The organism is Sphingobium sp. JAI105 (genome assembly GCF_015752145.1).
Taxonomy (GTDB): domain Bacteria; phylum Pseudomonadota; class Alphaproteobacteria; order Sphingomonadales; family Sphingomonadaceae; genus Sphingobium; species Sphingobium xenophagum.
In genome coordinates this window covers 694601-718255 of sequence record NZ_JADOUC010000001.1, presented here as the reverse complement: position 1 = coordinate 718255, position 23655 = coordinate 694601, and the positions used below count along the sequence as shown (strand labels likewise).

The window sequence follows — 23655 nt, the reverse complement described above, 5'->3', positions numbered from 1 at the left end:
GCCGGTAAATGAATTTTGCCGGATCATGACCGGAACGGGAAAGGCCCGGCCGCTTTGCAAGCGACCGGGCCTTGTCCTTTTTCGCAACGCTGAAAAAGATCAGCCGCTGTAATACATGTCGAATTCGACCGGCGAAGGCGCCATTTCCCAGCGATACACTTCAGGCCATTTCAGTTCCATATAGGCGTCGATCTGGTCCTTGGTGAACACGCCGCCCTTCAGCAGGAAGTCCTGATCCTTTTCCAGGCTTTCGAGCGCTTCGCGCAGCGAACCGCACACGGTCGGCACCTTGGCCAGTTCCACAGGCGGCAGGTCGTACAGATTCTTGTCCATGGCTTCGCCGGGGTGAATCTTGTTTTCGATCCCGTCGATACCGGCCATCAGCAACGCGGCGGTGGCGAGGTAGGAGTTGGCAAGCGGATCGGGGAAGCGGAATTCGACGCGCTTCGCCTTGGTGCCCGCACCATAGGGGATACGGCACGAAGCGGAACGGTTGCGCGCCGAATAGGCGAGCAGCACGGGGGCTTCAAAGCCGGGCACCAGGCGCTTGTAGCTGTTGGTGGTAGGGTTGGTGAAGGCGTTGAGCGCCTTGGCATGCTTGATCACGCCGCCGATGAAGAACAGGCAGGTGTCGGACAGGCCGGCATAGCCGTCACCGGCAAAGGTGTTCTGCCCCTTGTTCCAGATCGAAATATGCGTGTGCATACCCGAACCATTGTCCGCCTTGATCGGCTTGGGCATGAAGGTTGCGGTCTTGCCATAGGCCTGGGCAACCATCTTCACGACATATTTGTAGATCTGGATGCGGTCGCAGGTTTCGACCAGCTTGCCGAAGGTCAGGCCCAGTTCGTGCTGGCTGCCGGCGACTTCATGGTGATGCTTGTCCATGGGCAGGCCCATTTCCATCAGCGTGGTCACCATTTCGGCGCGAATGTCGGTGGTCACGTCGACCGGGCCGACCGGGAAATAGCCGCCCTTGGCGCGGGGACGGTGACCCATATTGCCGCCGTCATATTTCGTGCCGCTGTTGGTGGGCAGTTCGACATCGTCCAGCTTGTAGAAGCTGGAATTGTAGGTGTTGTCGAATTCGACGCTGTCGAACATGAAGAATTCAGGTTCCGGGCCGATATAGACCGTGTCGCCAAGGCCGGTCGACTGGAGGAACATTTCGGCGCGCTTGGCGGTCGAACGCGGATCGCGCGAATAGAGCGAACCATCTTCGGGTTCGACGATGTCGCACACCAGGATCATCATCGGCGTCGCGCTGAACGGATCGAAGAATACCGCGTCCAGATCGGGCTTCAGGATCATGTCCGATTCGTTGATTTCCTTCCAGCCCTCGATCGAGGAGCCGTCGAACATCAGGCCGTCAGTCAGCTCATCTTCGCCAATGACGTTCGCGCACATCGTCAGGTGGTGCCAGGTGCCCTTGGGATCGGTAAAACGGACATCGACCCACTCGATCTCCTTTTCCTCGATCATCTTGAGAATGTCTTTTGGCGTATTGGCCATGTGCGCTTGCCCTTCTCGTTTATTACCCCCCCGAAGGGGTAGATGGATGCCCGTTGTTCCGCCGCCCCGATGCCGGGATGACCAGAATTTGCGTGAAATCAGATCGCGTCGCTGTCCCGCTCGCCGGTGCGGATCCGCACGGCGCCCTCGACGTTGGAAATGAAAATCTTGCCGTCGCCGATGCGTCCGGTCTGCGCTGCGGCGCAAATCGCCTCCACCACCCGGTCGGCCAGCGCATCGTCGACGACGACTTCCAGCTTAACCTTGGGCAGGAAATCGACGACATATTCAGCGCCGCGATAAAGTTCGGTATGGCCTTTCTGGCGGCCAAAGCCCTTGGCTTCGGTCACGGTAATACCCGACACGCCCACTTCGTGGAGTGCTTCCTTCACCTCGTCCAGCTTGAACGGCTTGATGATGGCTTCGACTTTTTTCATCACTAGTATTCCCAACCCATAACGCACGACAGAATGCGGGTGCGACCCGCATTCCTCTCTCCTCAAGTGACGTTCGTCATGCCCCCCAAAAGGCCAGGCGCCGTCCCTCTTGATATCCAATTACCGTGCCAAATGGCGAATCGCTAGAACATGCTTTCGGCGATGCAGCAATCTTTGTCCATATTGCCCGGATTCAGGGCATTTCCCTACCGGGCTGCCCGTTTTTTAAGCAGCGACTTGCGCGCGCTCAGCTATAGGGCGGCGCATCCAGTCCGGCGGGGCTCTTGGTGAAAATCTCGCATCCGGTTTCGGTAATGCCGATACTATGTTCGAACTGGGCGGACAGGGTGCGGTCGCGCGTTACCGCCGTCCAGCCATCTTCCATCATCCTGACGCCGGGCTTGCCGATATTGATCATCGGCTCGATCGTGAAGAACATGCCGGGCTTGAGTTCCGGGCCCGTACCGGGGCGGCCGATATGCACGACCTCCGGGCTGTCATGAAACACCCGGCCCAGGCCATGGCCACAAAAATCACGGACCACGCCATAGCGGTGCTTTTCGGCGTGCCGCTGGATCACATGGCCAATGTCGCCCAGATGGTTGCCGGGCTTTGCCTGTTCGATCCCCAGCATCAGACATTCGTAGGTCACCTCGACCAGCCGCCGCGCCTTGATCGGCGCGTCACCCGCGATGAACATGCGACTGGTGTCGCCATGCCACCCATCGACCAGCGGGGTAACGTCGATATTGACGATATCGCCGTCCTTCAGCCGATAATCGCCGGGGATGCCGTGGCAGATGACATTGTTGATCGATGTGCAGCAACTGTGGGTATAGCCGCGATAGCCAAGCGTCGCGGGCACACCGCCACCGTCCAGCGTCATCCGGCGCACGATGTCGTCCAGTTCGCCGGTCGTCACGCCCGGTACGACATGGGGTACCAACGCATCGAGTATCTCGGCCGCCAGCCGTCCGGCGCGGCGCATGCCTTCAAAACCCGCCGCGTCATATAATTTGATCGCGGCCGAACGGGAAATCGGCGCATCGGCCGTCATCGTCATATATTCGGTCATGACATGACTATAGGGGCACCCGCGCCATAATGCGAGAGGGGCGGCCAGTGGTCCGATCCTGATATTCGATTGAGCGTGAGGGGATGTCACACGCGCATGCCCGATACGCAGCAGACCATCAGAAATATTTGATTTCCAGCGGGCTTTACGATGTCAAAATCAATCCACTAGGCAGGGCGCCATGCGCAGGCTATGGACGCGCCATGGCCGATCCTACCCGCATCTGGACCGCAGCGCTGATCGTGATCGGCGATGAAATCCTGTCTGGCCGCACGCAGGACAAGAATATCAGCCAGATCGCGACCTGGCTCAATGTTCAGGGCATCCGCCTGCGCGAAGTGCGGGTGGTGGCGGACGATAGCGACGCCATCGTCGAATCAGTCAACATCCTGCGCGCGCGCAACGATTATCTGTTCACCACCGGCGGCATCGGCCCGACCCATGACGATATAACCGTCGATGCGATCGCGGCGGCGCTGGGCGTGCCGGTGGAAGTGCATCCTCAGGCGCGGGCGATGCTGGCGGGCTATTATGAAACGCGCGGCGGGCTGACCGAAGCGCGGCTGCGCATGGCGCGGGTTCCCGCCGGGGCCAGCCTGATAGAAAACCGCATGTCAGGCGCGCCGGGTATCCGCCATGGCAATATCTTCATCATGGCGGGCGTGCCGCACATCACCGCCGGGATGCTGGACAGCCTGACCGGCACGCTGGAGGGCGGGCTGCCGCTGCTGTCCGCTACGATCGGCTGCTGGGTTGCAGAGAGCGAGATTGCCGACCTGCTGGGCGCGGCGGAGCAGGCGCATGAGGGATGCCAGATTGGCAGCTATCCCTTTTTCCGCGAAGGGCGCACGGGAGCGAACTTCGTCGTGCGCTCGACCGACGCCAGCGCGCTCAACCAGTGCCTCACGGCGCTCAGCGCGGCGCTGGAACAAGGCGGGTGGCCTGTCATCCCGAACGGGATCTAAGGGTCAGCGCTTCGCCGCAAACCAGATGACATGGCGCGGCCCCTTGCCATTGTCGCGCGCCTTCACCGCCACTTCGTCGACGGCAAATTTGGCATTGCGCAGGCGGCGGGTGAAGGCATCGTCCGATCCCGCCGACCAGACGGCCAGAATGCCGCCGGGGAGTAGCGCATCGCGCGCAATCGTAAGTCCCTGAGCGGAATAGAGCCGGTCATTCGCCGCCATGGTCAGCCCGTCAGGCCCATTATCCACATCCAGCAGGATTGCGTCATAGCTGCCCCTGCCGTCCGCGATCACGCTCGCCACGTCGCCCATGACGAGTTCGACGCGCGGATCATCCAGGCATCCGGCAGCCAGATCGACCATCGGGCCACGCGCCCATGCGATGATTTCCGGCACCAGTTCTACCAGCGTGATCCGCGCGTCGGCGGGCAGGATCGCCAGCGCTGCGCGCAGGGTAAAGCCCATGCCATATCCGCCGATGAGCAGATGAGGCGCCTTGCGGCCCGCCAGCCGCTCGATCGTCATGACCGCCAGCGCCTTTTCCGACCCGCTCATCCGGCTGCTCATCAATTCGTTGCGATCCAGCACGATCATGAAATCGCCGCCCCGGCGGTAGAGTTTCAATTCCTCCCCGCCCGGAATGGCGGCGGAGCCAAGATATTCGCGCGGGATCATGCTGGTGTCTTTCCTGGATGATATGTCGCTGGCGCGCATGGCAGCTTGGCAAGCCCCGCGCAAATGCTACAGGCATTCGCAGGCGCCGTCTTGCGATGGCCAGACCTATCGAACGGCAGGCAGTTCCTTTTTTCATGCGCTATTTTCTCGACACTGAATTTAACGGTTTTGGCGGTGGGTTGATCAGCGTCGCGCTGGTTCCCGAACATGGCGACCAGGAATTTTACGTCGCGCTGCCGCTGCCGGACGATGTCGAGCCATGGGTAGCGCAGCATGTCGTTCCCTATCTGCGCCATGTGCCGCCGGGCATATATCTGGAACTCAACCGGGCCGATGCGGCCGATCATGTCGCCGCCTATCTGGAAGGGGATGATGATCCGCTGATCATCGCCGACTGGCCGGAGGATCTGGCCCATTTCTGCGCTTTGCTGGTGAAGGGGCCGGGCCTGATGGCGGGGGTCGATTTCGGTCTGCGGCTGGAACTGATCAATGCGGCGGGCTTTAGCGCCGCGGCCAACAGCCGGGTGCCGCACAACGCCCTGCACGACGCGCGGGCGCTGCGGGATTTCTACCTCGCCGATTGAGGCGCAGCGGCGCGGCCGACCCGCGCCCGCTCCAGCCACCACAGCAGCGCGCTTGCCAGCAACCAGCCGAGCGCGAACGGCCAAGGCGATCCGGGGACTGACTTGCCCGTGGCGGCCTTGTCGCCCGATGCTGGCGGGCGTAGCATCAACATCGCGTCCCGATCCCGCGCGGCCCGCATCACCGGCAGGGCATTGGCAGGCTGGATGTAGAAGGGCGTGGCCTGGTCATCCCCCGCCCGGCGCAGCTGGTGCCAGCCAGCCTTCTCCGGCCAGAAGGCAGCGCAACCCGCTGCCGGCAACAGATTCGCCATCTGTCCATCCGGGCCTTCGACCTCAGCAGGGGCGGTCAGGCCGCACAGGATCATCCGCTCGCCCGCCCATCCCGGTGTCGTAATGGGCGTCATGCCGGGGGCGGGGCGTGCAACGGTCGCCAGCATCGCGCTCCACCAGTCGCCATGCAGCCCCCGATGGCCCGTCAGCGTCAGCGCATAGCTGTCGATACCAGTGAACAGCGCAACTCGCCCGCTACCCACCGCCCGCCAGGCCGCCAGCGTCACGCCACCAGCATCGCGCAGCAAAGGCACGGCGCTCTCACCCTCCGGCGTCAGGCCAAGACGGCTGATCTCCGGCAGCATTTCGTCGGGCAGGGCGATGTCGGCAGGCCTGTCGTCGCTGCCGATGCCCTGCCGGGTGCGTGCGATGGTGGGGGCAAGGGGCTTGGGCAGGGCGAGGGGAATCAAGCCACCCTTGCCCGTCAGGCCAAAGCCCAATGCCTGCCATTGTCCGCGCGTCGTCGCGTCGATCGGCCCGCTGGGGTGCAGGATCAGCCCCAGACCGTTGCGTGCCGCGTCCATCAGCACGCCGCGTCGCGCTGCCCAGCTGCGGTCGTCGACGATCGCAGCGTCGAACCGGCGCAGCGTTGCGCCGTCCATCGCGATCGGGGCGTCGCCCAGCGCAATGCCGCCGCCCGCGCTCATTTGCGTTGTGACGGCAAAGCCCCCATCGGCAGCCCAGCGGCGCAGATATTTGACTTCGGCATTGGGCGCGGCCGACAGGATCAGCAGGCGCGGCACCGGGCTGTCAGCGACCAGTAGCGGGACGCTGGCCTGTTCGACGGTGCGGCGGCCATCGCGCAAGCGCAGGGTGAACAGTACGGCTCCAACGGCGCGCGCGGTGCCTGTTAGCGTGAAGTGCCCGTCGGCGTCAGCCTGAACGCTGTCCGTCACTTGCCCGGCCGGGTCGAGCAATTCGACGGTGGCGCGGGGCAGGGCGCTCAACTGCCCAACCAGGCTGAAGCTGCTCCCCGGCGCGACGAGCGGGGGCGGCGCAACATGGCTGATACCCTGACGCAGAGGGCGCGGCTCAAAACGGACGGCGACTCGCTTTGCCGCATCCATGTCACGCGGCGGCAGGCCGTCGCCCAGCACGATAATCTCGCTGGTGCCGGGGTGCCGCCGCAAGGCGGTCGCAAGGTCGGGCACATGTTCGCCGGCGCCAATGTCGGGCGCTTCGGGCAGCAGGACCATAGGACCAGCCGCCAGATGGGACGTGCCGCGTGTCGCGATCCGCAGCGCGTCGCTGCTCGTGGTCGTAGCTGGGGGAAATAGCATCAAAAACAACAATATCCCGCAGACCGGCTGGAGCAGCAGCAGCGCGATCAGTCGCCTGGGCGACGGCGCGCTTGCGCTGCGATGCCACAGGATCAGACGCACGCTCGCCACAATAATGGCCGCGCTCAACAGGATGGCGGTAATCCATGCGGCGGTCATGGCTTGCCGCCTCCTATCGCCCCAAGATAGCGCGCACCGCCAGCATCGGCGGGGTGGCGCCGGGCAGGCTGGGCGGGAGGCCGTTCCATGGCGGTCCAGAGCAGGGCGCGCAACTTGGCGCGGCAGGGCAGACAGGTGGGATCGCGGCGGACGGCGTCGATCGCCCCTGAAAGCGCCAGCGGATCGGGCAAATGGGCGGATTGCCCCCGCGCCCAGCGGTCCAGCGCATCCAGCGCGATCGGCCCCCGGATCGCGCCCGGCCCATCGCCCAGCGCGCGCCAGGCCGCCGCAGCGGGACCGTCCCGTCCTTCGACCGGGCTGATCGCCAGAACGCGACTAGCCAGCCCCTCCCGCTTGCCGGTCATGCGGCGGCTGGGGTCGATCGGCGGGAGTTCCGGCCCGACCCGCGACAGGAAGATGCGGGTCGCCTGCTGCACCTCCTTGATGAAACGCAGCGCGCGATAGGCGAAGGGCAGCGCCAGATCGGGATGCCCTTGCCTCAGCTGCATCTCGGACTGCCACATTTCATCGACTGCGTTCTTCAGGATGGCGCGGGTTTCGGGATCGAGGCTGGAAGCGGGCGCGTCATCGTGCGGATGGCCAAAGTCCGCCAGCACATCCTCCGGCGCGCCAAAGCCCGGCGCGGGTTGCCGGGGCGGGCCGCCATGGTCGTGGCCATCATCGTCGCTATGCTGTTCGCCGTCATTGGTCGGCGGTTCCGGTTCGCCTTCCTCTTCGCCGCCCAGAAACTGGCTGTAGCGGCCGCGCAATATCCGTTGGTCGCTGCCGATGCTGGCGGAACGGGCAAGATAGCGATCGGCGGCAAGGCGGCGCTTTTGCTTGAGGAGCGCTTCAGCATCGATGATGATCTGTCGCTGACTGCGGAAATAGGCAGGCAGGGTGATGTTGACCATGCCCTCCAGCCCGCTGCTTTCGGGCTGCCTGGACGATGGCCAGCGCAGGATCAGGCTGGGGCCGCGCACTTCCTGCGCAGCGGGTTGCCGCATGTCGCGCACGATCAGTTGCACCACCATGTCGCCGCCCGCGCTAAACCCAAGAGCGCCGAAATCCAGTCGGGGGCTGAAACGTCGATCGCGTGGCGGGCCGCTGCCCGAAACCGCTATTTCGCGCTCGCTGAAGGTCACATTCTCGCCCTCACCGATCGCCAGCGTGACGCGGAGCCGTGCGGTTGCGGCGACGCCATAATCGTCCGTGGCGGCAAAGACCGGGGTCCAGTTGCGCTGACCGGCCTGTACCATCGTCAGGCTGGTGGCCGGGCTGATCGCGCGCACCTGTGGTGGACTGTCGGCAATGGCGTCGACCCGATGGAGAGGCGGCGTCGGGCCACGGCCCGATGCGGGATCGACGCGATAGAGGAAGGAGGCGTCGAGCGGGCGGCTGGCGATCCAGTTCGGGCCGTCGCGGCGCAGGGCGATGTGCGCGCCCCCGACCGGCAGGATCGCCGGGACAGTCGCCTGTGGATCAAAGCGCAGCGTCCATTCGATCCGCGATCCAACCGGCGCGCGCGCGTCCAGCGATGCGGAATCGCGCGGCGGCAGGCCGGTATAGGCAGGCGGGACGATCCGCAGATTCTGCGCGGTCAGACGCGGGATGCCGGGCGTTGCGGGCAGCGCTTCCGTGCTGGGGGCCAGCGTCGGCGGCCCATGACCGGGGCGCGGCCAGAACAGCGCGAGGCCGACCGCGATCAAGCCCATGATCTCCGCGAGCAGGATCAGGCGGCGGGACCAGTCGGGACGCAGGCTGTCGGGACTGTCGCGGTCGATCCTGTCGAGCAGCCGCGCCTGCTGGAGCCGCTCAAGCGGGCCGAGTAAAGCAGGGTTGGCGAACAACAGGTTGGCGCTGTCCTCCATGTCCGGCCGCTCGCGATCCAGCGCATGGACCAGCCAGCCCTGATCATAGCGCCGGGCACGATAGCGCGCGGCAAACAGGGCGATCGCCGCTGCGATCATGGTGGCCGCAACAGCGGCGATGATGCCCGACAAGCGCCAGCCAATGGCCGCAAGTCCCACGACCAGCGGCACGGCAAGGGCGAGACTGTCGGCCATCGCGCGATACTTTGCTGGGGCCGTCCAGCGGGCGAGCAGATCGTTCGCGCTCATGGACTGATCCCCCGGCTGCGGCGGGTCGCCAGCCAGCGTTCGGCGATCAGCAGCGCCGCAATCAGCATCGCCAGCCACGGGCGCATATCCTGCGGCGGCTGATCATAGGCGCGTCCGCCAGTCAGCGGCGCATAGTCAGCGGCGGCAACCCGCGCTGGCGGCGGCGGGGCCGGGGTCAGCACGGCACGCAGACGGGTGGGGAAATCGGCGTCCAGCAGGGCCGGCATCATGGCCGGGGTCAATGGACGGGTGAGGCGCAGCAGTCGCCCCTGGCCCAAAGGCATAGTCTCTACCAGCGGTGCGCCAAGTGCGTCACGCCAGAGCGGCGCGCGCGGCTTGTCGGCCGGAACCAGCATGTCCGACGCGACCAGCGCCGTGCCGCCCTGCTTGATCCAGCGGCTCAGCCCGTCCGGCACTGTCCCGCCGCCCAGCCAGATCAGAACATGGCGCTGGTCCGGCAGTGGCGCATCGATCGCGCCTGTGTCGATCGCGGCATCGCGACCAGCGGGTTGCCATGCCAGCGCGGCGGCGCGCAGGAAGCGGATGCCGCCGCGATGCTGCGCATCATATCGGATGGCCAGCGGCGTTATTGGGGCAGGCTGGGTGCGCGGGGCAGGCATGGCGCCCGGCACGATCCGCCATTCCGGCTTGCGCGACAGGCGGAGACGGTCGGCATCCGCCCCTTCGACGACCTGCGGCGTGATGATGGTCAGCGGAACATCGGCAGGCATTTCAGCGTCAAGCTGACGGATCAGGCTGGCGATAGGGAATGGGCCGGATGGCGACGGCTGGTCGATCGACGGAAAGCCGGGGGCCAGCCAGACCGATCGGACATCGCCAGTGGGCGCACGGGCGGGATCGACACCGGGGACCAACGCCGCGACGGGCTTGCGGTCTCCGGCCCCGAACAGCACGGGCTGGGCAAGCCACAGCGCGACCAGCGCCAAGAGGAGGAGGCGCAGCAGCAGTAGCGGCCATTCGTCGAACCGCAGCCGCGATCGGGGCCGGGGCTTTTGCCGCAACCAGCGCAAGGCGGCGAAGTCGGTCGGCACCTGTTCGCTGCGCCGGGCGATATGGATGACCAGCGGGACGATGAGCGCCAGCAGCGCGGCCAGCGCGCCGGGCAGCAACAGGGCTGGCGTCATTGATATTCCGCCGCTTCATGCGCGCCGAACAGGCGGCGCAGCGGCACGTCGATCGGCTGGTCGAGCATGTGGGTGGCGTAACGGATTCCCACCGCGTCCAGCCGATCATGCAGCGCATCGCGCGCCGCCCCGAAACGGGCAAGAAATTCGCTGCGCAGGGCGGGACCGTCCGCCAGCAATTCCTCGCCCGTTTCGGGGTCGCGGAATCGATAGCCGCCATCGAAGGGAAAATCGCGCTCGGCGACCGTCAGCATTTCGATCAGCAATGTCTCGCGACCCGCCGCCGCCAGCTTTTCCGCCAGTTCGACCGCGCCGGGATCGAAACAGTCGCTGAGCAGAATGACCAGATCGCGCGCGCCGATCCGCTCCCACACGGGGCCAAGCTGGTCCTCCGGCGCAAAGCCGCCGACCGCGTTCACTCCAATCAGTTCCAGCAGCAGCCGGTCCCGCTGCCGCGCGCCACCGGCGGGCGATAACAGCGCCAGACCCTGATCGCTCAGCGCCATCCAGCCAAAACGATCGCCCTGCCGCATCGCCAGATCGGCAATGCAGGCCGCCAGTCCTTTTGCGGCGTCGAAGCGGCTATAGTCCGGGCGCGCGGCATCGGCCTGCGTCATCGAAGCGCTGGCGTCCATCAATATCCACACCGCGACCGGGCTTTCCCGCTCCGCTTCGCGCACGAAGAATTTGTCGGACCGGGCATAGAGTTTCCAGTCGATCTGGCGCAATTCGTCGCCGCGCTCATAGGCGCGATATTGAGCGAATTCGAGGCCCGCGCCCCGGCTGTGGCTCTGGTGCAGGCCGATGCCATGCGATCCCACCGCCCGGCGCGTGACGAGGCGCAGGCTTTTCAGCCTGTTCCGCACATCAGGGGGGATGAAATCGACCATGCGCGGTTCAGCTAAGCGGGACGGCGCGCAGCAAGGCGGCCACGACATCGTCGGCGCTACGCCCCTCTGCCTCCGCCGCGAAGGACAGGAGCAGGCGGTGGCGCATGACCGGCGCGGCGAGCGCAATAATATCTTCCCGCGTGGCGGCAAGCCGCCCATGGAGCAATGCGCGCGCCTTGGCCGTCAGGATCAGTGACTGGCCAGCGCGCGGTCCCGCGCCCCATTTTACATATTTGCGGATCTCGTCGGGCGCGCCATCGCCGGGGCGGCTGGCCCGCACCATGCGGGTGACCCAGCGGAGCAGATCGTCGCTGAAATGCACCTGACGCACCCAGGCCTGGAGGGCCAGCACTTCATCGCCATGCATCACGGCGGGTACGGCGTTCGCCTTCGCCCCTGTGGTCTGGGCCAGAATATCCTGTTCTTCCTGCTCGGTCGGATAGTCGACGCGGATGTGCAGCAGGAAGCGGTCCAGCTGCGCTTCGGGCAGGGGATAGGTGCCCGCCTGTTCCAGCGGGTTCTGCGTCGCCAGCACGAAGAAGGGCGCTGGCAGCCGGTGCGTCACGCCGGCATAGCTGACGGTCTTTTCCTGCATCGCTTCCAGCAGCGCGGCCTGCGTCTTGGGCGGGGTGCGGTTGAGTTCGTCGGCCAGCAGCAGGTTGGTGAACACCGGCCCCTTCTGGAAGCGGAAGCTGCGATGGCCGGTGCCATGATCCTCCTCCAGCAGTTCGGTGCCCAATATGTCGCTGGGCATCAGGTCGGGGGTGAACTGGACGCGGCGGAAGTCCAGCTTCAGCGCTTCGCCCAGCGAGCGGACCAGCAATGTCTTGCCCAGTCCCGGCACGCCCTCCAGCAGGCAATGACCGCCCGCAAGCAGCCCGATCAGCAATTGTTCGACGACTTCACTCTGCCCAACGATCGCCTGGCCAATTGCGGCGCGCAACTCGGTCAGGCGGGCAAGCTGGCCCTGAATATCGGCTTCGGTGATGCTGGTCATAGACGGTCCCTTACTGGGCAATTTCATGCTTACCGTTCACCCTGCGCCTGTCGAAGGGGCGTCCTTCTTGAAGGGAAGAACAAGGCTTCGACAGGCTCAGCCCGAACGGGGTTTAATTGGAGGCGTAAAAATTATCGATCACACCGATAGCGCATACATCACGATATTGACGCCGAACCGGGTGTTGTCCTCGGCCAGGAACCGCTTGTTGCGCCAGTCATAGTCCCATTCGCAGCCATAATCTTTGTTGCTGTAGAGCACGCCCAGCCGCCCCTCTATCTCTATCCCTTTGAGATAGTCATGAACCAGATCGTCGCCCCAGCCATTCAGTTCGAAGCCGGTATTGGGCGGGCCGTCAAATTTGAAGAAGGACCGATAGAGCGGGTGCGTATTGGGCAGTTGCTTGAGCGCCTTGCTGCCGAAAATCTTGGCCATCTGCGCTTCGAACGACCGGGCGAACAGGCCGTCAATATCGTGGTTGCAATCATCGACCAGCACGAACCCGCCATTGCGTACATAGCGTTCGAAATTGCGCCGTTCTGCCGTCGAAAACTCCACCAGCTTGTGCCCGGCCAGATAACAGAAGGGCGCGGTCAGCATCCTGGGGTCGGACAGGGCGATGACATGCTCCTTCGGGTCCACCCGCAATGTCGTATAGTCGATCAGCGACGTGATCAGGTTGGACGGCATCCGCTGGTCGACATCCCAGTCGCCCGAATCATATCGCAGTCGCGTGAACCAGAAATCATAGCCCTCCGCGGCCGCGAGCGGTCGGGCCAGCATTGCGCTGGCCAGACCGCCCGCCATCAAATGCATAAACGCCCGGCGTCTCAGGATTTGAGAGTCATGCAACGAGAGTTGTTCCGTCAGGGAAATCCTCCCCCGGCGGGGGAGGTGGCAGCACGAAGTGCTGACGGAGGGGTGTCCTGCTTTCGATAGGGCGACACCCCTCCGTCTGGCCGTTGGCCAGCCACCTCCCCTTGCAGGGGAGGATGATGGTCGTTGATATCACACCGCGTCCGACAGCGACGTGAAGGTAAAATCGCGCAGCTTCATCGGCGGCACGATGATTGGCGTGTCCGCTTCGTCGCCTTTCACGCGGACGGGTTTGCCCAACTCTTCGACATTGTTGAGCATGATGACCGGGGATTCGTTGAAGCGGAAATTCTTGATCGGATATTTGATCTGGCCATTTTCGATATAGAAGGTGCCGTCGCGGGTCAGGCCCGTCAGCAGCACCGTCTGCGGATCGACCATGCGGATATACCAGGTACGCGACACCAATATGCCCCGCTCGGTCGTGCGCACCAGATCCGCAGTCGATTTGGTGCCGCCGGTCATGATCAGGTTGCCGGGCTGCGCCATGGCGGGCTTGCCCTGCTTTTGCGACCAGTAGCGCGAATATTCCATGTTCACGAGTTTGCCATTCTCGACGATCGGCATTTTCGTGCGCGGCAGGCCTTCCTCATCCCAGGGATAGACGGCAGCGCCCGGATAAGCCGGGTCGGCGAAGAAGTTGACCTGCGGCCCGAACACCTGTTCGCCCAGCTTGTTGCCGCCACCCTTTTTCGAGAGGAAGCTGCGGCCTTCGTCGGCGGAGCGCGCGTCGAAGAAAAAGAACATGAACTGAATGAGGCCAGCGGCTGCCGCCGGTTCCAGAATGACCGTATATTTGCCCGGTTCCAGCGCCTTGGCGTCCGCTGACGCACTGGCCTTGCGCATCGCGACGCGAATATCCTCGCTTGCGTTGAAGTTGGCGACGTCCTGCACATTATGCCCGACCCAACCGGAGCCGCGCCCATCCTCGGTGCGGACGGTGCAGGTATAATCGGCGCTCGTGCCGGTCTGATACCCGTAATTGCCCTTGCTGTTGAGGAAGGCGACGAACCCGGCCTGATCCTCAAGATAGCCTGCCGCGATCAGCTTTTCGGCGCGGCAGGGCGCGATCGAATCGCTCGCCACCTTGGCGCGATAGGCGGCGGTAATCCCGGCGGTCGCGGGGCTGAATGTCGGCGTCGGCGTGTAGGTCTGCTTGTCGACGGCGGGCATGAATTCCGGGTTTTCCGGGGCCAGCTTCGCCAGTTCCTCCGCCCGGCGCACCACGCGCTCCAGCGCGGCGTCGTCAAACTGGTTGATGGTCGCGATGCCGACCCGTTTGCCAAAGGCGACCTGCACAGACAGATCAATATTGTCGGTAATGCCAGCGGTCGACACGTCGTTGCGGGCAAAGCGCACATTGCCGCGGGTCGAACCGGTCAGCTGCGCGGTGCATTCGTCCGCCTTGGAAAAGCCCACGACCTTGGTCAGGATCGCCTTGGCCTGTGCTTCGGAAAGGATGCTCATATTTTTCTCTCCCTGACCGATCAACCGAGCGAACGGGCGGTGTTGATGACGTTGATGCCGTTGAAACGCGCGGTGCTGGAGCCGTGCGATACGGCCGAAACCTGCGCAGGCTGGCCCTTGCCGTCGAAGAAGGAGCCGCCCAGGCGATAGTCGCTGGCGTCGCATACGCCCGCACAGGCATTCCAGAATTCCGGCGTGCGGATCTGGTAGGCGACATCCTCGATCTGCTGGGTGATCTTGCCGTTCTTGATCTCGTAGAAGAGCTGACCGCCAAATTGCGCATTATAGCGCTGCTGGTCGATCGAGAAGCTGCCGTCGCCGATGATGTAGACGCCATCTTCGACATTGGCGATCATGTCGGCGACGCTCTGCTTGGCCTTGCCGGGTTCCAGACTGACGTTCGCCATGCGCTGGAACTGGACGTTGGACCAGCTGTCGGCATAGCAGCAGCCGTCGCTCTCGCTCTTGCCCTCGATATGCGCCTGATCGCGGATCGCCTGATAGCCGACCAGCTTGCCGTCGCGGATCAGGTCCCACTTCTTGGTCTTGACGCCTTCATCATCATAGGCGACCGCGCCCAGACTGCCGGGCTGGGTCTTGTCCGCGACGATATTCACCTTGTCGCTGCCATATTGGAAATGGCTTTGCAGCTTGTCCATCGTGGCAAAGCTGGTGCCGGCATAATTGGCTTCATATCCCAGCACCCGGTCGAGCTCGAGCGGATGGCCGACCGATTCGTGGATGGTGAGCCAGGTGTGCGAGGGGTCGAGCACCAGATCATATTTGCCGGGCTTGACGGAAGGCGCATTGATCTTCGCGCGCGCCTGCTTGGCGGCGGCGATCGCATCTTCCTTCATGTCATAGCTGTTGCCATAGACGGTGACGCCATTGGGCAGCACGGTCTTGCCGGACGCTGCGCCGTCCAGATATTCAAAGCCCAGCCCCATCGGCGCCGACAGGCCTTCGCGGACGCGGAACTTGCCCGTCGTCTTGTCGACGGCGGTGACTTCCATCGGCGCCCAGATGCGGTGCACATCCTGGTCGATATAGCTGCCGTCGGTGCTGGCGAAATATTTTTGCTCATTGACCAGGAACAGGATGGAGCGGATGAAGTCCGCGCCCGCGTCCATGGCAGCGGCGTTCACGCCCATCAGCAGGTCGACCTTGTCCTTGATCGGCACGGTCATGCTGTTCTTGACGATCGGCGTGCGCCAGCTGACTTCACCCGCGCCCTTGACCGGGGCAAGCTGAACCGGGGCGGACTGGGTGGGCGCATTGGCCTTTGCAATGGCGACGGCCTCTGCCGCTGCCTTGGCCACGGCTTCCCTTGTCATATCGTTGGTGGCGGCAAAGCCCCAGGCGCCATTTGCGATCACGCGGATGCCAACGCCGGTCGATTCGGTGTTGACGACATTTTCGACATTGCGTTCGCGGGTGATGACGAACTGGCGCAGGTAACGGCCCACGCGCACATCGCAATAGGTTGCGCCAGCGCTCTTGGCGGCATTCAACGCCGCGTCGGCCAGTGCCTTCTTCACGGTGACGTCGATGGCGCTGTTCAGTTCCTCCGCGGCAATCACCTTGCCGAACATCGAAGGCAGGATCAGGCCGCCTATGCCCATGGTGCCAAAGGCCAGGAAATCTCTTCTGTGCAAGGTTCGTCTCCACCTGCAAATGCCCGCGTCAAGCGGGTCGGATTGTGCTTGGGATGCGGCCGGTTGGCCGTACCGATGGGTGGGATCATCGCGGCAGGGCAGGGCTGGGTCAAACATCTTTTACGACTGCACAACTTTACCTTGCCCGCTTTCGACATATGACATCTGTCGAAAGATGCTGGCCATGGCAGGGCAGGCCGCACGTTGCGTGGACGCAACAAATCGGGCCGCGCACGGCCTTTTCCCCCGGCGGGGTGGATCATATCCGGATGCTGTGAAGAAATGTGGTCGGGGAAAGAGGATTCGAACCTCCGGCCCCTGCCTCCCGAAGACAGTGCTCTACCAGGCTGAGCTATTCCCCGACCGATGCCGAAGCCGCGATGAGGCGACCCCGTAAGGCAGGCCGCAGCCTATAGAGGCGGCTTTTCAGGCTGGCAAGCGGCCAGAGCGGCTTTTTTTGCGTCTCACAAAAGCCCGGCTGCGCGGAAGCTGAACCGGCTTTCCCCGGCCTCTATCATATGGTCGGCCAGCCGCATGTCGAGCGGGCGGAGCCGCCGGGCGAGGGTGCGGGTCAGGGCGATGTCGGTCGGACGGGGCAGGGCGACGGCAACGCCGGGTCGTTGCTGGTGAAGCGCCAGCCACTGCCCGTCCAGCGCCAGCAACTGGCTGACGACGGCGCGCCAGTCGTCCGCCAGCGGCACGCGGTCGCGCGGGCGCCAGGCGGCGTCAAGGATGATGAGCTCCAGTCCGGCCATACGGGAAATGTGACGCGGGCCGGCTTCGCCACGCCAGCCCAAGCCGCGCCATTCTGGTTGAATAGCCCCCTATTCTGGTCCGGAATGAAGGGGAGATTGGCGGGCGGGACTGGCTGGGCTACAGCGGGCGGTGATCCACAGCCTTCATACAGGATGCCCGCCCTTGCGCGACACGATGCCCCATTATGAGCAGCAATATATAGACCTGATGCGCCATATCTGGCGTCATGGCGACGAACGGATCGACCGCACCGGGGTTGGCACCCGGTCGATCCTGGGTGCGACGATGCGCTTTTCGCTGGCCGACGACGCAGTGCCGCTGCTGACGACCAAGCGAGTTTACTGGAAGGTCGCAGCCCGCGAGATGCTGTGGTTCCTGTCGGGCGACACCAATATTCGCGAACTGGTGCGGCAGGGCGTCCATATCTGGACCGACTGGCCGCTGGATGCCTATCGCCGCGCCACCGGCGAGGCGATCGACCGGGATGCGTTCGAGGCGCGAATCATCGAGGATGAGGCGTTCGCATTGAAATGGGGGGATCTGGGGCCGGTCTATGGCGCGCAATGGGTCAACTGGCCGCGTTACGAGGCGGCGGGAGAGGGGCTCTACCGGCGCGCGGAGAAAGGGCATAACCAGATTGCCGATCTGGTCGCGGCGATCCGGTCGACGCCGGGGTCTCGCCGCCTGCTGTTTACCGGCTGGAACGTGGCGGAAGTCGCCAATATGGCGCTGCCGCCCTGTCATATGACCTATCAGTTCCAGGTCGCGAACGGGAAGCTCAACGGCCTGCTGTTTCAGCGCAGTTGCGACCTGGGGCTGGGCTTTGCGTTCAACATATTCGGCCTGTCGATGATCACACGGATGCTGGCGCAGCAATGCGATCTGGAGCCGGGCGAGGTGGTCTGGCAGGGTGGCGACGTCCATCTGTACCTTAACCACACTGCGTTGGTGGAGGAGCAGATGGAGAGAATTCCGTCGGGCGCGCCAAAGCTGCGGATCAATCGGCGGCCTTCGGACATTTTCAGCTACGCGATCGAGGATTTCGAGGTGACTGACTATACGCCGCAGGCCCATATTGCTGCGCCGGTTGCTGTCTAGGCCGACAGTGAGCCGAACATGGCGACGAGGAAAAATGGGTCAGGAAGGCTTGCCTTTCGCGGCGACGTAATATAATGTTATTAGCAAGCAACATTATTGCGATGCAGCATAGGAGGCAGGATGACCGATCCCCACGATTCGGCAGGATTGCAGGGCAAGGCCGGGCATAATTTCCCCCCGCTGCGCCTGCACGTTCCCGAACCGCCAGCCCGGCCCGGCGAGAGCGCGGACTTCACCCATTTCGACATTCCCGCTGCCGACGCGGCACCACGGCCCGACGAGACGGCGCAGCCCGCGACGATGCGCGACATGGCCTATGGGCTGGTGCGCGTGCTGGACGAAAATGGCGCGGCGGTGGGCCAGTGGAATCCCAATCTGCCCCCTGAAACGCTCTTGCGGATGCTGCGCACCATGGCGCTGACCCGCGCGTTCGATGCGCGCATGTTCCGGGCGCAGCGGCAGGGCAAGACCAGTTTCTACATGAAGTCGACGGGTGAGGAAGCCGTGTCGATCGGCGCGGCGCTGGCGCTGGACCGCGACGACATGTGTTTCCCCAGCTATCGCCAGCAGGGCATATTGATCGCCCGCGACTGGCCGATCATCGACATGATGAACCAGATCTATTCGAACAAGGGCGACCGGCTGAAGGGCCGCCAGCTGCCCATCATGTATTCGGCGCGGGATGCCGGATTCTTCTCGATCTCCGGCAATCTGACCACCCAATATCCCCAGGCGGTCGGCTGGGCGATGGCGAGCGCAGCGCGCGGCGACACCCGGATCGCGGCGACCTGGTGCGGCGAAGGATCGACGGCGGAGGGCGACTTTCACAGCGCCTGCACCTTCGCCAGCGTCTATCGCGCGCCCGTCATCATGAACATCGTGAACAACCAGTGGGCGATCAGCAGCTTTTCGGGCTTTGCCGGGGCGGAGGCGACGACCTTTGCCGCGCGCGCCGTGGGCTATGGCATTGCCGGCCTGCGCGTCGATGGCAATGACGTGCTGGCGGTCTATGCCGCGACCCGCTGGGCCGCGGACCGGGCGCGCGCCAATGCCGGGCCGACGCTGATCGAACATTTCACCTATCGGGTGGAGGGGCACAGCACATCGGATGATCCGTCCGCCTATCGCTCTGCCGAAGAAAGCAGCCTGTGGCCGCTGGGCGATCCGATCGCGCGGTTGAAGCAGCACTGCATCGCCCTTGGCATCTGGGACGAGGACCGCCACGCCGCGATGGACAAGGAATTGGCCGAACTGGTCCGCGACGCCGCCCGCGAGGCGGAAAAGAACGGCATCCTTGGCCATGGCCTCCACCATCCGATGGAAAGCATGTTCGAGGATGTGTTCGAGGAGATGCCCCGGCACCTGAAGGAACAGCAGCAGCAGATGCTGGACGAATGGAAGGCGGCGGGGCTGTGAGTGATGTCATGACGCAAGACGCAGGCACGGACGTGCAGCAGATGAACATGATCCAGGCGATCAACAGCGCCATGGACGTGATGATGGAACGCGACCCCACCGTCGTGGTGATGGGCGAGGATGTCGGCTTTTTCGGCGGCGTGTTCCGCGCCACCGCCGGGTTGCAACAGAAATATGGCAAGAACCGCGTGTTCGACACGCCGATCACCGAATGCGGTATCATTGGCGTGGCGGTCGGCATGGGCGCCTATGGCCTGCGGCCCGTGCCGGAAATCCAGTTTGCCGACTATATCTATCCCGCGCTCGACCAGCTTGTGTCCGAAGCGGGGCGGCTGCGCTATCGTTCGGCGGGCGAGTTCATCGCGCCCATGACGGTGCGATCGCCCTTTGGCGGCGGGATTTTCGGCGGGCAGACGCACAGCCAGTCACCCGAAGGCATTTTCACCCATTGTTCGGGGATCAAGACGGTCATCCCGTCCACCCCCTATGATGCCAAGGGGCTGCTGATCGCGGCGATCGAGGATAATGATCCGACGATCTTCTTTGAACCCAAGCGCATCTATAACGGCCCGTTCGATGGCGAATATGACACGCCGGCGACCAGCTGGGCCGGGCATCGCGACGCGCAGGTGCCGACCGGCTATTACCGCATCCCGCTGGGCAAGGCGCGGATCGCGCGGGCGGGCGGGGCGCTGACCATCCTGTGCTATGGCACGATGGTCCATGTCGTCAAACATACCGTTGCGATGCTGGGGCTGGACGCGGAGATCGTCGACCTGCGCAGCCTCGTCCCGCTCGACATCGAAACGATCGAAGCGTCGGTGAAAAAGACCGGCCGCTGCCTGATCGTGCATGAAGCGACCCGCACCAGCGGTTTTGGCGCGGAGCTGCTGGCGCAGGTGCAGGAACGCTGCTTCCACTATCTCGAAGCGCCGATCGAGCGGGTGACCGGGTTCGACACGCCCTATCCGCACAGCCTGGAATGGGCCTATTTCCCCGGCCCCGTCCGCATCCGCGAAGCCATCAACAAGATCATGAAGGATTGAGCGCCATGGCTCTGTTCACATTCAAGCTGCCGGACATCGGCGAAGGCATTGCGCAGGCCGAAATCGTCGGTTGGCACGTCAAGGTCGGCGACCGGGTCGAAGAGGACCAGCCGATAGCCGACATGATGACCGACAAGGCGACGGTCGAGATGGAAAGCCCGGTCGCGGGGACCGTCGTGCGACTGGCGGGCGAGGAGGGCGATCAGGTGTCGATCGGCAGCATGCTGGTCGAGATCGAGGTGGAAGGCGAGGATGTCGCCGCGCCGCCGCCATCGGTCGAGGCGATCGAGGCGGAAGTGCCGGGTGAAGCGGTTATCGAGGAACCGACATCCGTTCGCCCCGCGATCGAGCCGGGGGCAGGCGCGGAGCCTGTCGAACGGCCCAGCCGAACCGAAGGAGAGGCGGCGTCGCCTGCGGCTGAGCCGAAGGCTTCGACTTCGCTCAGCCCTAACGGAAGCGGGCATGAGGCTTCATCCCCCATCCTCGCCTCTCCAGCCGTCCGCGCCCGTGCGAAGGATCTGGGTATCGACCTCGCGCAGGTGAAGTCGGCGGGCGATCATATTCGCCATGCCGATCTCGACGCCTATCTGCTCTACGGACAGGGGCAGGGCTATCGCGCGGCGGGAAAATCGGCGCGCCGCCCCGACGAGCAGGTCAAGGTCATCGGCATGCGCCGCCGGATTGCGGAGAATATGGCCGCGTCCAAACGGCACATTCCCCATTTCACCTATGTCGAGGAAATCGACGTCACCGCGCTGGAAGCCTTGCGCGAACAGCTCAACGCCAGCCGGGGCGACAAGCCCAAGCTGACCATGTTGCCACTGCTGATCGTCGCCATCTGCAAGACTTTGCCCGACTTTCCGATGCTCAACGCCCGTTATGATGATGAGGCGGGCGTGGTCACGCGCCACGGATCGGTTCATCTGGGGCTGGCGACGCAGACCGATGCGGGGCTGATGGTGCCGGTGATCCGCGACGCGCAGGACCGCAATGTCTGGCAGTTGGCGGGGGAAATCCGTCGCCTGGCCGACGCTGCCCGGTCGGGCAAGGCCAAGTCGGAGGAACTGTCCGGCTCCACCCTGACGCTGACGTCGCTGGGTCCGCTTGGCGGGATCGCCACCACGCCGGTCATCAACCGGCCCGAAGTCGCGATCATCGGTCCCAACCGCGTGATCGAGCGGCCCGTTTTCCGGGGCAAGGAGATTGTCGCGGCGAAGCTGATGAACCTGTCGATCAGCTGCGACCACCGCGTCGTCGATGGCTGGGACGCGGCAAGCTATGTTCAGGCCGTCCGCAAACTGCTGGAAAATCCCGCTCTTCTGTTCGTGGATTGATAATCAGCGCATAGTCGCGCGATAGCTTAGCCGTCCGGCATGGCCGGGCGGCACCGCTTGCGGCAACGACCAGCGGATATGGGTAACGTCTGCCGCCACGGCGCGGCGCGTGCCACCCAGGGGCGTGGGCAGCCATAGCTGATCCATCCGGCCCCAATGCGCGCCGCCGTCGACGGACACCTGCATCGTCGGATCGGTCGGGTCGATCTGCATGCCGCGCGGCAGCGAGCGAACCACCGCCTGATCGCGCAGCGGCGCGTTGCCCGCATTGCGCCAATGGACGATGACGATCAGCTGATCGCCGGGCGCGACCTTGTCAGCGCTTGCCAATATGCGGCGGGACCGTCCGTTGACGTCGGTTGTCACCCGTTCGACAAACATCTGCGTGTCCAGTTCGACGCCCGGTTGCGCCGATGCCGCGTGCGGCACGGCAAGGCCGCTCAGCGCGATGATCCATGACAATGTGGCGGCTTTCATGCCTGTCCCCGTTCTGCGTCCCCGTTCCCATCCTAGAACGGCCGGCCCAATATTTGGTTAAGCGACTGTTTTTCCGCGATCAGCCCACGATCGGAGACGCTTTGCAAATTGACGCCCGCTGGCGGCGAGCGCACATCTGGCGGGTCTTTCGACCGGAGAATCAATTCACCGTGAAACCGCCGGAACAGCTGGAAATCAACCGCAGGCGCGACCGGCTGCTCGCGTCGATCGCGCTGACGACGGGGATCGGGCTGATTCTGGCGCTGCCCTTTGCGCTGCGTGCGGGGGCGGAGTTTTTCCTGCCGCTGACCGCCGCGCTGGTGATCGCGATCGCGCTGGTGCCGCTGCTGGAATGGATGGAGCGGCGCCGGTTGCCGTCGGGGCTGGCCGCGCTGCTGGCGGTGATCGGCTTTCTGATCGTGGCCAATACCGCGCTGGTGCTGATCATCGTGCCAGCGACCGACTGGTTCCGTATCCTGCCGCAGCGTTTGCCACAGATACAGGCGAACCTGGCTCCGCTGATCGATTTTTACTCCAATCTCCAGCGCTTCGTCGACGAAACGGTGCAGATGCTGGCGACAGGGCCGGTTGCAGCGGCGCAGACGGCGACGGTCGACACGCCGCGTTCCCTGCTGCAATTTGCCGCCACATCGGCCCCTGCGGCTATCATCCAGATGGTGTTTGCGCTGCTCATCATCTATTTCTTCCTGGCGGGCTGGACCCGCCTGCGGCGGCGCACGATCAACAGCCGGGACAGTTTCGACGGCGCGCTGGCGGTGGCGCGGGTGATCCAGAATGTGGTCGACGCCACATCGGCCTATGTCATCACCATCGCCGTCATCAACCTGTGCCTGGGGCTGGCGGTCGCGCTCGCACTGTGGCTGATCGGTATGCCATCGCCCCTGATGTGGGGCGGGATCGTCGCGCTGCTCAACTTCATCCCCTATTTCGGACCCATGCTGGCGGCGGTGCTGCTGGCGCTGGGCGGGCTGATGGTATTTGACGATGTGTGGGTCGCCATGATGCCCGCGGCCTTGCAGGTCGGTTTCCATCTGGTCGAGGCGAACGTCATCACGCCGACGGTGCTGGGGCGGCGGCTGACGATGAACCCGCTGCTGATTCTGGTGTCGCTCACCTTCTGGGGCTGGGTGTGGGGGACGCCGGGCGCGCTGCTGGGTGTGCCGCTGCTGATCATCATCCAGACCGTCGTTTCCGCCGCAGGCACGCCGGATATCGCCGGTTTCCTGTTCGAGCAGGGGACGCTGACGGTCGCGCCGCGCAAAGAAAGTGACGAGAATGCGAAAACAGCCGAAACGGACGGTTGACAGTCCCGGCGGACGCACATAGACGGCGCTTCCACA

General features: G+C 64.2%; 21 protein-coding genes and 1 tRNA gene. 7 read left to right on the top strand and 15 right to left on the bottom strand.

The window, feature by feature from the left end; genetic code table 11:
* Positions 1–99: 99 nt before the first annotated feature.
* From glnA to map, 3 genes are all read right to left on the bottom strand, one after another.
* Positions 100–1512 (bottom strand): type I glutamate--ammonia ligase, encoded by a 1413-nt coding sequence (gene glnA / locus IWY39_RS03315; RefSeq protein ID WP_019054064.1) that lies wholly within the window; start codon positions 1510–1512, stop codon positions 100–102.
* A 98-nt stretch (positions 1513–1610) separates the two neighbouring features.
* Positions 1611–1949 carry a P-II family nitrogen regulator gene (locus IWY39_RS03310; protein WP_017182220.1) on the bottom strand — a complete coding sequence of 113 codons (339 nt, stop codon included), beginning with the start codon at positions 1947–1949 and terminating at the stop codon, positions 1611–1613.
* 247 nt (positions 1950–2196) lie between these two features.
* Positions 2197–3024 carry a type I methionyl aminopeptidase gene (gene map / locus IWY39_RS03305; protein WP_019054065.1) on the bottom strand — a complete coding sequence of 276 codons (828 nt, stop codon included), beginning with the start codon at positions 3022–3024 and terminating at the stop codon, positions 2197–2199.
* 203 nt (positions 3025–3227) lie between these two features.
* Between map and IWY39_RS03300 the strand changes: the two genes are divergently transcribed.
* Complete coding sequence (locus IWY39_RS03300) at positions 3228–3989, top strand: competence/damage-inducible protein A (protein WP_107124698.1); 762 nt, start codon at positions 3228–3230, stop codon at positions 3987–3989.
* A 3-nt stretch (positions 3990–3992) separates the two neighbouring features.
* On the opposite strand, the gene IWY39_RS03295 is transcribed toward IWY39_RS03300, so the two are convergent.
* Positions 3993–4664: a spermidine synthase gene (locus IWY39_RS03295; RefSeq protein ID WP_181316713.1), complete on the bottom strand. Its 672-nt coding sequence runs from the start codon at positions 4662–4664 to the stop codon at positions 3993–3995.
* A gap of 134 nt (positions 4665–4798) precedes the next feature.
* Here IWY39_RS03295 and IWY39_RS03290 point away from each other — a divergent pair, with 134 nt between their 5' ends.
* Positions 4799–5248, top strand: coding sequence for a hypothetical protein (locus IWY39_RS03290; RefSeq protein ID WP_017182216.1), 450 nt, complete (start codon positions 4799–4801; stop codon positions 5246–5248).
* Here IWY39_RS03290 and IWY39_RS03285 read toward each other — a convergent pair.
* From IWY39_RS03285 to IWY39_RS03240, 10 genes are all read right to left on the bottom strand, one after another.
* Positions 5233–7017 carry a carboxypeptidase-like regulatory domain-containing protein gene (locus IWY39_RS03285; protein ID WP_107124624.1) on the bottom strand — a complete coding sequence of 595 codons (1785 nt, stop codon included), beginning with the start codon at positions 7015–7017 and terminating at the stop codon, positions 5233–5235. The two genes, IWY39_RS03290 and IWY39_RS03285, sit on opposite strands and share 16 nt — an antisense overlap.
* The gene (locus IWY39_RS03280) at positions 7014–9137 is read right to left on the bottom strand and encodes a DUF4175 family protein (protein WP_107124697.1); all 2124 of its coding nucleotides are present in this window, start codon (positions 9135–9137) and stop codon (positions 7014–7016) included. The genes IWY39_RS03285 and IWY39_RS03280 overlap by 4 nt, the downstream gene beginning before the upstream one ends.
* Positions 9134–10282 carry a BatA domain-containing protein gene (locus IWY39_RS03275; protein WP_107124623.1) on the bottom strand — a complete coding sequence of 383 codons (1149 nt, stop codon included), beginning with the start codon at positions 10280–10282 and terminating at the stop codon, positions 9134–9136. Before IWY39_RS03275 ends, IWY39_RS03280 begins: the two co-directional genes overlap by 4 nt.
* The gene (locus IWY39_RS03270; RefSeq protein WP_107124622.1) at positions 10279–11172 is read right to left on the bottom strand and encodes a DUF58 domain-containing protein; all 894 of its coding nucleotides are present in this window, start codon (positions 11170–11172) and stop codon (positions 10279–10281) included. Before IWY39_RS03270 ends, IWY39_RS03275 begins: the two co-directional genes overlap by 4 nt.
* 7 nt (positions 11173–11179) lie before the next feature.
* Complete coding sequence (locus IWY39_RS03265; RefSeq protein ID WP_107124621.1) at positions 11180–12169, bottom strand: AAA family ATPase; 990 nt, start codon at positions 12167–12169, stop codon at positions 11180–11182.
* Between the two features lie 138 nt (positions 12170–12307).
* Positions 12308–12976, bottom strand: a complete 669-nt coding sequence (locus tag IWY39_RS03260; protein ID WP_181316724.1) for a DUF4159 domain-containing protein — start codon at positions 12974–12976, stop codon at positions 12308–12310.
* 201 nt (positions 12977–13177) lie between these two features.
* Positions 13178–14512 carry a TldD/PmbA family protein gene (locus IWY39_RS03255; protein ID WP_107124620.1) on the bottom strand — a complete coding sequence of 445 codons (1335 nt, stop codon included), beginning with the start codon at positions 14510–14512 and terminating at the stop codon, positions 13178–13180.
* A gap of 20 nt (positions 14513–14532) precedes the next feature.
* A complete protein-coding gene (locus IWY39_RS03250) occupies positions 14533–16167 on the bottom strand; it encodes a TldD/PmbA family protein (RefSeq protein ID WP_107124619.1) in 1635 nt (544 codons plus the stop codon).
* A 285-nt stretch (positions 16168–16452) separates the two neighbouring features.
* Positions 16453–16529: transfer RNA gene (locus IWY39_RS03245), tRNA-Pro, on the bottom strand.
* 102 nt (positions 16530–16631) lie between these two features.
* Positions 16632–16922, bottom strand: a complete 291-nt coding sequence (locus tag IWY39_RS03240; RefSeq protein ID WP_107124618.1) for a JAB domain-containing protein — start codon at positions 16920–16922, stop codon at positions 16632–16634.
* A 175-nt stretch (positions 16923–17097) separates the two neighbouring features.
* Here IWY39_RS03240 and thyA point away from each other — a divergent pair, with 175 nt between their 5' ends.
* From thyA to IWY39_RS03220, 4 genes are all read left to right on the top strand, one after another.
* On the top strand, positions 17098–18021 hold the full coding sequence (gene thyA, locus IWY39_RS03235; RefSeq protein ID WP_181316722.1) for a thymidylate synthase: 924 nt from the start codon (positions 17098–17100) through the stop codon (positions 18019–18021).
* Positions 18022–18141: 120 nt separating this feature from the next.
* Entirely contained in the window at positions 18142–19437 is a 1296-nt protein-coding gene (locus IWY39_RS03230) for a 3-methyl-2-oxobutanoate dehydrogenase (2-methylpropanoyl-transferring) subunit alpha (RefSeq protein ID WP_196871392.1), read from the top strand.
* Positions 19438–19478: 41 nt separating this feature from the next.
* Positions 19479–20483: an alpha-ketoacid dehydrogenase subunit beta gene (locus tag IWY39_RS03225; RefSeq protein WP_107124695.1), complete on the top strand. Its 1005-nt coding sequence runs from the start codon at positions 19479–19481 to the stop codon at positions 20481–20483.
* 5 nt (positions 20484–20488) lie between these two features.
* On the top strand, positions 20489–21817 hold the full coding sequence (locus IWY39_RS03220; RefSeq protein WP_107124616.1) for a dihydrolipoamide acetyltransferase family protein: 1329 nt from the start codon (positions 20489–20491) through the stop codon (positions 21815–21817).
* A gap of 3 nt (positions 21818–21820) precedes the next feature.
* Here IWY39_RS03220 and IWY39_RS03215 read toward each other — a convergent pair whose 3' ends face one another.
* Positions 21821–22294: a hypothetical protein gene (locus IWY39_RS03215; protein ID WP_017182387.1), complete on the bottom strand. Its 474-nt coding sequence runs from the start codon at positions 22292–22294 to the stop codon at positions 21821–21823.
* 170 nt (positions 22295–22464) lie between these two features.
* Here IWY39_RS03215 and IWY39_RS03210 point away from each other — a divergent pair, with 170 nt between their 5' ends.
* Positions 22465–23619 (top strand): AI-2E family transporter, encoded by a 1155-nt coding sequence (locus IWY39_RS03210; RefSeq protein WP_026002257.1) that lies wholly within the window; start codon positions 22465–22467, stop codon positions 23617–23619.
* The last annotated feature ends 36 nt before the right edge of the window (positions 23620–23655 follow it).